The organism is Streptococcus sp. 17.1 (assembly GCF_016648655.1).
Taxonomy (GTDB): domain Bacteria; phylum Bacillota; class Bacilli; order Lactobacillales; family Streptococcaceae; genus Streptococcus; species Streptococcus salivarius_E.
In genome coordinates this window covers 1-9,042 of the sequence record NZ_JACLQM010000032.1, presented here as the reverse complement: position 1 = coordinate 9,042, position 9,042 = coordinate 1, and the positions used below count along the sequence as shown (strand labels likewise).

At 38.8% G+C, this 9,042-nt stretch carries 9 protein-coding genes; 1 reads left to right on the top strand and 8 read right to left on the bottom strand.

Annotated features, from left to right (window positions below; translation table 11 throughout):
• Nucleotides 1-241: 241 nt before the first annotated feature.
• The 7 genes from H7T99_RS10290 to tig all read right to left on the bottom strand — a co-directional run bounded on the left by H7T99_RS10290 (nucleotide 242) and on the right by tig (nucleotide 6,840).
• The gene (locus tag H7T99_RS10290; RefSeq protein WP_037604211.1) at nucleotides 242-985 is read right to left on the bottom strand and encodes a 16S rRNA (uracil(1498)-N(3))-methyltransferase; all 744 of its coding nucleotides are present in this window, start codon (nucleotides 983-985) and stop codon (nucleotides 242-244) included.
• On the bottom strand, nucleotides 986-1,939 hold the full coding sequence (gene prmA / locus H7T99_RS10285) for a 50S ribosomal protein L11 methyltransferase (protein WP_037604209.1): 954 nt from the start codon (nucleotides 1,937-1,939) through the stop codon (nucleotides 986-988).
• Nucleotides 1,940-2,386 carry an NUDIX hydrolase gene (locus H7T99_RS10280; protein WP_037604207.1) on the bottom strand — a complete coding sequence of 149 codons (447 nt, stop codon included), beginning with the start codon at nucleotides 2,384-2,386 and terminating at the stop codon, nucleotides 1,940-1,942.
• 15 nt (nucleotides 2,387-2,401) lie between these two features.
• On the bottom strand, nucleotides 2,402-2,872 hold the full coding sequence (locus H7T99_RS10275) for a DUF3013 family protein (protein ID WP_037598883.1): 471 nt from the start codon (nucleotides 2,870-2,872) through the stop codon (nucleotides 2,402-2,404).
• A 94-nt stretch (nucleotides 2,873-2,966) separates the two neighbouring features.
• Nucleotides 2,967-4,571, bottom strand: a complete 1,605-nt coding sequence (locus tag H7T99_RS10270) for a CTP synthase (RefSeq protein WP_002889723.1) — start codon at nucleotides 4,569-4,571, stop codon at nucleotides 2,967-2,969.
• 252 nt (nucleotides 4,572-4,823) lie between these two features.
• On the bottom strand, nucleotides 4,824-5,399 hold the full coding sequence (gene rpoE, locus H7T99_RS10265; RefSeq protein ID WP_002885605.1) for a DNA-directed RNA polymerase subunit delta: 576 nt from the start codon (nucleotides 5,397-5,399) through the stop codon (nucleotides 4,824-4,826).
• 157 nt (nucleotides 5,400-5,556) lie between these two features.
• Complete coding sequence (gene tig, locus H7T99_RS10260; RefSeq protein ID WP_037598880.1) at nucleotides 5,557-6,840, bottom strand: trigger factor; 1,284 nt, start codon at nucleotides 6,838-6,840, stop codon at nucleotides 5,557-5,559.
• Between the two features lie 142 nt (nucleotides 6,841-6,982).
• On the opposite strand from tig, the gene H7T99_RS10255 reads away from it, so the two are divergent.
• Nucleotides 6,983-7,825 (top strand): mechanosensitive ion channel family protein, encoded by an 843-nt coding sequence (locus H7T99_RS10255; protein ID WP_037598879.1) that lies wholly within the window; start codon nucleotides 6,983-6,985, stop codon nucleotides 7,823-7,825.
• 112 nt (nucleotides 7,826-7,937) lie between these two features.
• Here H7T99_RS10255 and H7T99_RS10250 read toward each other — a convergent pair whose 3' ends face one another.
• Nucleotides 7,938-8,435, bottom strand: a complete 498-nt coding sequence (locus tag H7T99_RS10250; RefSeq protein ID WP_021143466.1) for a sigma factor — start codon at nucleotides 8,433-8,435, stop codon at nucleotides 7,938-7,940.
• Between the last annotated feature and the right edge of the window lie 607 nt (nucleotides 8,436-9,042).

Below are 9,042 nucleotides of genomic sequence, written 5' to 3'. Positions count from 1 at the left end.
TAGCTTACAGAACTGCTTGTGAAGCTCTAGAGGATGAGTTCGAGTAAATGTTGCACTTATTCTTGCAATTTATCATTAAAAATCTTCCCCTTTTATAAAGATAGTACAATTATATTAAATCTAAATAAGATTATCAACTTTTTTAGAAATGCTCGATTTGTCATACAAAACTAATGGCACGATGCAATCTTAGCTTAAAAGTGTCAAATACAAAAAAAGTTGGAACAAGGCCAACTTTCTCTTACTTATTCAATTCCAAGGCATAACTGACACTACTCAAAGCGTAGAGAGGAGCGGTTTCCGTCCGCATAATGCGCGGTCCAAGGCCAATTTTAACGCCACCAGCTTCTTCAAATGCATCAATCTCAGACGGAGAAATACCACCTTCTGGTCCAAAGATAAAGAGAATTTTCTGACCATTCTCTACCTGAGCCAACTCACGAGCTAGAGTAGCCAACTCACCTGCTTTGGCTGTTTCCTCATAGGCGATAAAAATCTTATCAAAATTATCTAATTCTGATAGAAATTCCCCTTTTTTCTCGAACAATCTGACTTCTGGCACACGATTACGCTTGGATTGTTCTGCAGCTCCTAGAGCAATTTTGGCAAGCTTATCTTCCTTCTTGGCTAGCTTCTTACCATCCCACTTAACCACAGACCAGTCGGCAGGGAAGGCCCAAATAGCCTGAGCTCCAAGCTCTGTTGCCTTTTGTGTCACCAACTCCAGTTTATCTCCCTTGGGAAAACCTGAGGCAATGGTTACAGATACAGGCATCTCGACATTATCAGTTAAATCTTCAATCACTTCAAAGACATGATTCTCACGGTCAGTCACACGCGCAAGACGCTTGATACCATCTTCAAAAACCAAGACAACCTGATCATCCTCTGTCAAACGCATAACGTTAAACATATGCTTCACAATATCCTTGTCTTTGATGATTACTGGATTTTCAACCTTCCCCTTTATAAAATACTGTTGCATTTAGCCTCCAATCACACCTGAAATATCATCTGTCTTCTTAAAGACACAAGCATTCCACTCTCCCTGAACCATGTGAGTTTCTAGGAAGAAACCTGCTTTCTCAGCCGATTCACGCACCATATCCCATTTTTCAGAGATAATCCCTGACATAATCAAGTAACCTTCATCCTTAACCAAACGGTAGGCATCTTCCGTCAGATGAATGAGAATGTCCGCCAAAATATTAGCCACGATAACATCAGCTTCTTGCGTCACACCCTTCAAAAGATCTCCCGCAGCAACGTAGATATTTTCCATATCAGGATTCATATCAATGTTTTCCTGTGCCACTCGAACCGCCACATCATCAAGGTCATAAGCGTAGATTTCCTTGGCACCAAGCAGAGAGCCAGCAATCGAGAGGACTCCTGAACCAGTCCCCACATCAATCACCGTCTCACCACCACGAAGCACCTGCTCCAAGGCAAAGAGGCTCATCTTAGTCGTTGGATGTGTTCCTGTCCCAAAGGCCATACCAGGATCCAACTTAATGATTTTTTCCCCCTCTGATGCCTCATAATCCGTCCATGACGGTACGATAGTCAGGTCATGGGTAATGCGAGCTGGTTCATAGTATTTTTTCCAATTCTCAGCCCAATCTTCTTCAACCAATTCTTGAGTAGCTAAGTGAATATCTCCAGTTTCAAGACCAAAATCTGTCAACTCAGCCAAACGCTCATTGACCTGCTTAGTAATGGCCTCGATATCTGCTGACTCTGGATAATAAGCCGTAATTTTAACCGTTTCAACCTGCTCAACCTCAGGATAAAGTTCCCCAAAACGGTCCGCATTTTCCAAATAATCTGCACTATCATCAATAGCCACACCCTGGCTCCCAGACTCAATTAAAATATTAGAAGCCGCTTCTTCGACCTCACGATTAACTTCAATCGTTAATTCTTGCCATTTGTCCATTTATTTCTCTGTTTCCTTTCCTACTAAATAGTCTTTAAAGCGTTCCTGCAACTGGGCAATGACACCTTCTGCTTTTATAAAATCCTCTACAGGCATTAGTTTAAATTCCTGTCCCTCGTCACCAAAACGAATCTCACGATACTGCTCTTGGCTAATTTGGCCAACCACAAAGACAGCTGACCTATCTTTATCCAACATACTAGGATAGATTTTCGACCAAATAATCGATTCCTCTTTCAAAGTCAAGCCCAGCTCCTCCCAGACCTCACGTTGAAGACATTCAAGAGGCGTTTCTTGACCTTCTCTTCCACCACCTGGCAACTCCCATGTATTTGGCCAAGGAATATCTGGTTTATTATCTCTGAGAATGACCAAAATACTTTGCTCTACGAGTAAGGCAGCCTTAACACCTGTAAAATCGAACTGATCTTTTAAATAAGCATCCATCCCTTTTCGCTCCCTTTAATACCTTGGATAAGCAAAAAATTCCTTCTCTTCAAGTTGAGCTTTCCCTTTTTCGAAAGCTTCTTTGTCCCAAACCAAACCGAATTCCTCAGGTCCATCATCAGATAGAAAATCCATCAAGTCACTCAATCCTTCTGTTGCCACCTCATTCAAGGTCTCCGCAAAATAGGACAAAAACTCACGAGATAGACCTTTCTTAGGTTCATATGGAATTGTCACTAGGTAGTCCTCTTCATCAAAACGTGATTTTGCTGGATTGTAAAAGAGCACGTAATCCTCAAAAATGACATCTTCATCAGACACTTCACCCTTATCATCAATAGTCTCGACATTGCTACTGTTTTGCGCTTCCAGGATAAACGTTACTTCCACAGCATGATTCTTTTTATCCCAGTCCATAGCAAAATCATAGTCCAAGTGCTTATCCAGTTCTTCTTCTAATACTGACAAAAAGCCAAATTTAGCCATTTGTTTTCCTCGTTCTTTCTTATTATTCCCTTTATTTTAGCATAAAAGGAACTAATAAAAAACAGAGTAGGCTATCCCACTCTGTCTTAGATAATTATTTAGCATTTTCAACTGCTGCTGTCACAAAGGCACTGTAAAGTTCTTCCGCATGGTTTGGACGGCTATGATATTCTGGGTGGTATTGCGCTGCCACAAAGAATTTCTTGTCTGGGAGTTCTACAACTTCCATCAAACGATTATCTGGTGACACACCTGAGAATACAAAGCCCTCAGCCTCAAACTGTTCACGGAACTTAGTATTAAATTCATAACGGTGACGGTGACGACGTTGAACAACTTCTTGGTTGCCATAAGCTGCAGCTGCCTTAGAACCTGGTTTCAACTTACATGGGTAAAGACCAAGACGAAGAGTACCACCCATGTCTTCAATGTCAATTTGATCACGCATAATATCGATAATTGGATATTTTGTGTTTGGATCAAGCTCAGCTGAATTAGCGCCATCCAAGTGAAGAATGTGGCGAGCAAACTCAATACATGTCAATTGCATACCGAGACAGACACCCAACATTGGCACATCATTCTCACGTGCATAACGAATAGCTTGAATCTTACCTTCAGTACCACGTTGACCGAAACCACCAGGAACAATAATACCATCAGCATCAGCCAAACGAGAAGCAACATTTTCAGCAGTCAAATCATTAGCATTGACCCAGTCAATATCAATGGCAGTATCATTTGCCAAACCTGAGTGTTTTAGTGCCTCAACTACTGACAAGTAAGCATCGTGAAGCTCCACATACTTACCAACAAGAGCAATTTTAGTTGTTTTCTTAAGGTTAAGCACCTTATCAACCATAGCAGACCACTCTGTCATATCTGCAGCTGGAGCATCCAGTTTCAAATGATCACAAACGATTTGATCCATACCTTGAGCCTGCATATTAAGTGGCACTTGATAGATATGTTCCACGTCGAGTGATTCGATAACAGCCTCAGGTGCAACATCACAGAACTGAGCTAATTTATTCTTGATTCCTTGACCAGCAGGTTGTTCTGTACGAATAACCAACATATTTGGTTGGATACCCAAACCACGCAATTCCTTAACAGAGTGTTGCGTTGGCTTTGTCTTCATTTCACCAGCAGCCTTCAAATAAGGAAGAAGCGTTGTGTGGATATACATAACGTTGTCAGAGCCCACATCAGCCTTCATTTGACGAAGAGCTTCAAGGAATGGAAGACTTTCAATATCACCAACCGTACCACCAACTTCAGTGATAATGACATCTGAATCAGTTGTTGTCGCTGCGCGCTTAATCTTGTCTTTCAAAGCATCTGTGATATGCGGAATCACCTGAACAGTCGCACCAAGATACTCTCCTTTACGTTCCTTACGCAAAACTTCGCTATAAATCTTACCAGTAGTCACGTTAGAGTATTTATTAAGATTGATATCAATAAAACGTTCGTAGTGACCAAGGTCAAGGTCAGTTTCAGTACCATCATCAGTGACATAAACTTCACCGTGTTGGTAAGGACTCATTGTTCCTGGGTCAATATTGATGTAAGGATCAAATTTTTGAATCGTAACCTTAAGACCACGGTTCTTAAGCAAACGCCCAAGACTTGCAGCTACAATCCCTTTACCAATTGAAGATACCACACCACCAGTGACGAAAATATATTTTGTCATGTTAACTCCTTATAATATAATTCAAAACAACTACAGATAGCAGATTGGTTACCCACTCAGATAATCACGATAGTCCTTTCCTAGTACCTGATGGGTGCCGTACAAAGTACCTCACCTTAGACAAGTCCAGTAAATGACTAAAAACAAAAATGACCCCCAAGAGTTTTACTCTGGGAGCCTTAATCATGACCTCTTCAAAAGAGGTGCCCGATAAATAGTCTAAACTATCCAAGACCATTTGTCAATGAAAACTTAGTCGTTTGACTCATCCTCATAGTCATCGTCATCATCTTCTTCTGACAACTCAACATCATCCAAATCATCATCTGGAATAATTTCATTCAACTCAGAGTCATAAGATTCCACTTCGGCTTTCTCATCATCTTCGCTATCGTCGTCATATTCAAGACTATCAGAATCAGGTGTAAAGTTCTCGTCTTCTGGATCATCGTCATTATAATCGATGGCATCTTCATCACCATCCATGAAGGCATTAACTTTCTTGTTCTTACGTTTTGGTGCATTTTCATCAGTATCTTCCAATGTGATGACCTCTTCATCGATTTCATCAATTGCATACCATGAACGCAAGCCCCATTTGTTATCACCTAGTGGAATGAAACTTCCATCCGTATTCAAATCTGAATAAAAGAATGGCAAAGCATTGCGGATATCAGCATCCGATTTTTCTAAGTAATTTTGAATTTCATTGACCAAATCATTGAAATACATTTCATTATCACGACCACGTGTTTCTAAGATAGCACGGGCCACTTCAATCATTGATAATTCACTTTTTTCTTGTCCAGCAAATACGTCTAGTTCCAAAGTGGTTCTCCTTCATTCTTACTCAAGCTAGTTTCTATCAGAAATAGCTCAGCAATCAATTTTTCGCTACCTTTTATTTTACGCTAAAAAGAGTCAATAGTCAAAGTATTTATAGAAGAAAAAATCAAGTCTCAACAGAAACTTGATTTTAGTCATATTATTTAACTTTTGCTGTGCTTGTAATAACTTCAACAGCTTTCTTCATAGTGATATCGTGTTTAAGCATTTCAGGTGAAAGAAGTGCAGAAACTTGTGATACTTCCATGTTGTACTCAGCTGCAAGATCATTAATTTCTTTTTGGATTTCTTCTTCTGTAGCATCGAATCCTTCAGCAGCAGCAACAGCTTCGATAACAAGGTTAGTTTTCACACGTTTGTCAGCGTCAGCTTCATATTGTTTGTGAAGATCTTCTTGAGTTGTACCAGTGATTTGGAAGTACATTTCAGGAGAGATACCTTGACGTTGCATGTTGCCCATGAATTCGTTCATAGCACGGTGAACTTCGTCTTCAACCATTTCTGCTGGCAATTCAACGATTTCAGCGTTTTCAACAGCCAAATCAAGTGCAGCACCTTCAACAGCGTCATCAAATGCGATTTCTTTAGCTGCTTCAAGTTCTTTACGGTATTTAGCTTTCAACTCATCAAGAGTTTCAACTTCATCGTCAAGATCTTTAGCCAACTCATCATCAAGAGCTGGAACTTCTTTAGCTTTAACTTCGTTAACTTTAGTAACAAATACAGCAGCTTTACCTGCAAGGTCAGCAGCTTGATAGTCTTCTGGGAAAGTTACTTTAACTTCTACTTCATCACCAGCTTTTGCTCCAACCAATTGGTCTTCGAAACCTGGGATAAATTGACCTGAACCAAGTTCAAGAGAGTGGTTTTCACCTTTACCACCATCAAATTCAACACCGTCTACTGAACCAACAAAGTCGATAACAACAGTGTCGCCATTTTCAGCTGCACCTTCTTTAACAACCAATTCAGACAAGTTTTTGCGTTCGCTTTCAAGCTTAGCATCAACTTCTTCATCAGTAACTTCTTTAGAAGCTTCAACTGAAACTTCAAGATCTTTATATGCACCAAGTTTTACTTCAGGTTTTGTAACAACTTCTGCAGTAAGTGTCCAATCTTGACCTTTTTCAATTGATTTTACATCAATTTTTGGTTGTGCAACAACATCAAGACCAAGTTCAGCAATCGCTGCTTCATAAGCTGCTGGAAGAATTGCATTCAAAGCATCGTCGTAAAGAGCTTCTTCACCAAATTTTTGGTTAAATACGGCACGAGGCATGTGTCCTTTACGGAAGCCTGGAGCGTTCAAATTCTTTTTAACCTTGTTAAATGCTTGATCCAAAGCTGGTTGAATTTTATCTTGACCGATAGTGAATGTCACCACACCACGGTTAGTGGCTGTGTTTTCAAATGATACAGACATGTAGTCATTCTCCTTAAAATTTTTTATAGATACAGTTTAGTTTACCATATTTCAAAGCCTTTTAAAAGTTTTTTTATCCAATTTAATCACAAGAAAATCGTTAGAAACTGCTACTTTATCAAAATTTTGATAAACTAGAACTATGAATATTTTACAAAGATACATCCAACAATTTAATTTTGAAGAGACCCTAATGGTACTCATTACGAAAGGGATTAAACTCCTTATTCTCCTCATCATCTTTCTTCTTAGTAAGAAGATTATCAACTTCCTTTTTAAACATACAGTGGGACGCTCTCTAGCTTGGACAATTCAAACACCTGCTCGACAAAAAACCATTGAACGATTACTACACAATTGCATGAACTACGTGCTATACTTCTTCCTTATTTACTGTCTTCTTAGTATCCTTGGGGTCCCAGTATCTAGCCTCCTTGCTGGGGCAGGACTTGCTGGAGTTGCTCTTGGTCTAGGAGCTCAGGGCTTCCTATCTGATGTCGTTAATGGTTTTTTCATATTGTTAGAAAACCAATTTGAAGTCGGTGACGCAGTTGAAGTAGGAGCCGTTACAGGCCTTGTTTCAACCGTAGGTATTCGAACTACTCAAATTCGAGGATTTGATGGAACCCTCCATTTTATACCTAACAGAAATATCACAATTGTATCCAACAAATCTCGAGGGGACATGAGAGCTCAAATTGATATCCCAGTCTATCCGTCAACCGATATCAATAAAGTGACAAGCATCATACAAGAAGTAAATCGAGAAAACATTGAAAACTATCCTCAAATCTGTGGAGCTCCAAATATCATTGGATTAAGCACAACTCCTTCTGGACAACTAGTATTTCGTATTGATATTTTTACGAAAAATGGACAACAAATTCATATCTATGCTGATTTCTTAAAACTTTACCAAGAAGCCCTAACCAAAGAAAATATTGAACTTCCAAGATTCATTGGGAACCCTATAGCAGTAAAATAAATTCTTTACACTACATTAAAAACACTTCAAAAGATAGATAACAGAAATCTACTTTCGAAGTGTTTTTTATGACTTTTACTCAATAATACTAGACTAGAATCTATATTCAAAATTAATCATCTTCATTATAAGGATCAAAATCTACCATCCAAAATTTTAACTCCCTGATCATCTTTTTTCGACCTCTAAAACATTCTCCAGCTAGCAGACGGTCTAACTTAGTAGCATCTTCCGAAGACAACTGATTACGGAAAGCATTAAGCTGCTCATCATAAACAAGCCTATCTACCGCATCTAACTCTTTATTCGGGAGACAAAAAGCAATATCTGAAATTTCGATATAACATTGTCGATTAGCTTGTCGTTTTACAGACTCCTGCCTTCTAACCTCATCATTAAGTCTATTCCTAAATTTCGTTTTAAAATATCGCCGTAACTTATCATCATCAGACTTTAATTCAGGAAACTTTTCTAAAAGCTGATAAAGCGTCATCATAGCTTCTTGCTCCATATCAGCTTGGTCCCAAAGTTGGATGAAATATTGTCTACTAGCCTTAAGTACAATCGGCCTTACAACTTCATATGCGTGAACAAAAACTTCTTGTTCCATTAAACCTCCTATAAATAGATAAAATATTTGTAATTAAAATAATTACGAAATCTATTATAAGAGATACATAAGAAATAAAATAGAGACATATATGTCACTATAAAAATGATAGACTCTATAATTTCTGTAGTGGGTAAAAACCACTGTAGAGATTATAGAGCTTTTTGAGTATACACAAAAAGTCCCATAAGAACTATAATGAAAAGCGACCAAACCATCATTAGGAAGAACTTATAAGACTTATTAAGAATACCACAGAATTAATCGGAAATAAAGAGTAAAATATTAAGGTTTCCCTTGTTTTTGAAACTGTCACTCATATCCAGATTTAAACAAAACTAGATTACCCTATACCACTATATCCACTCTAGATATTAGCTTTTCGCCACTCACTATAATTGATAAACAGATCAGTCAAAACCACCCGTGAGAACCGGTGGCTTGCTCTTCGGCTAAAAGCTTTTTCGAAACCACTAGCACAGCTAGTGGTTTTCGTAAAACAAAAAAAGCTAGACCTACGTCTAGCAATGAGAATTATACTCCGCCAGTAGGACTCGAACCTACGACATCATGATTAACAGTCATGCGCTACTACCAACTGAGCTAT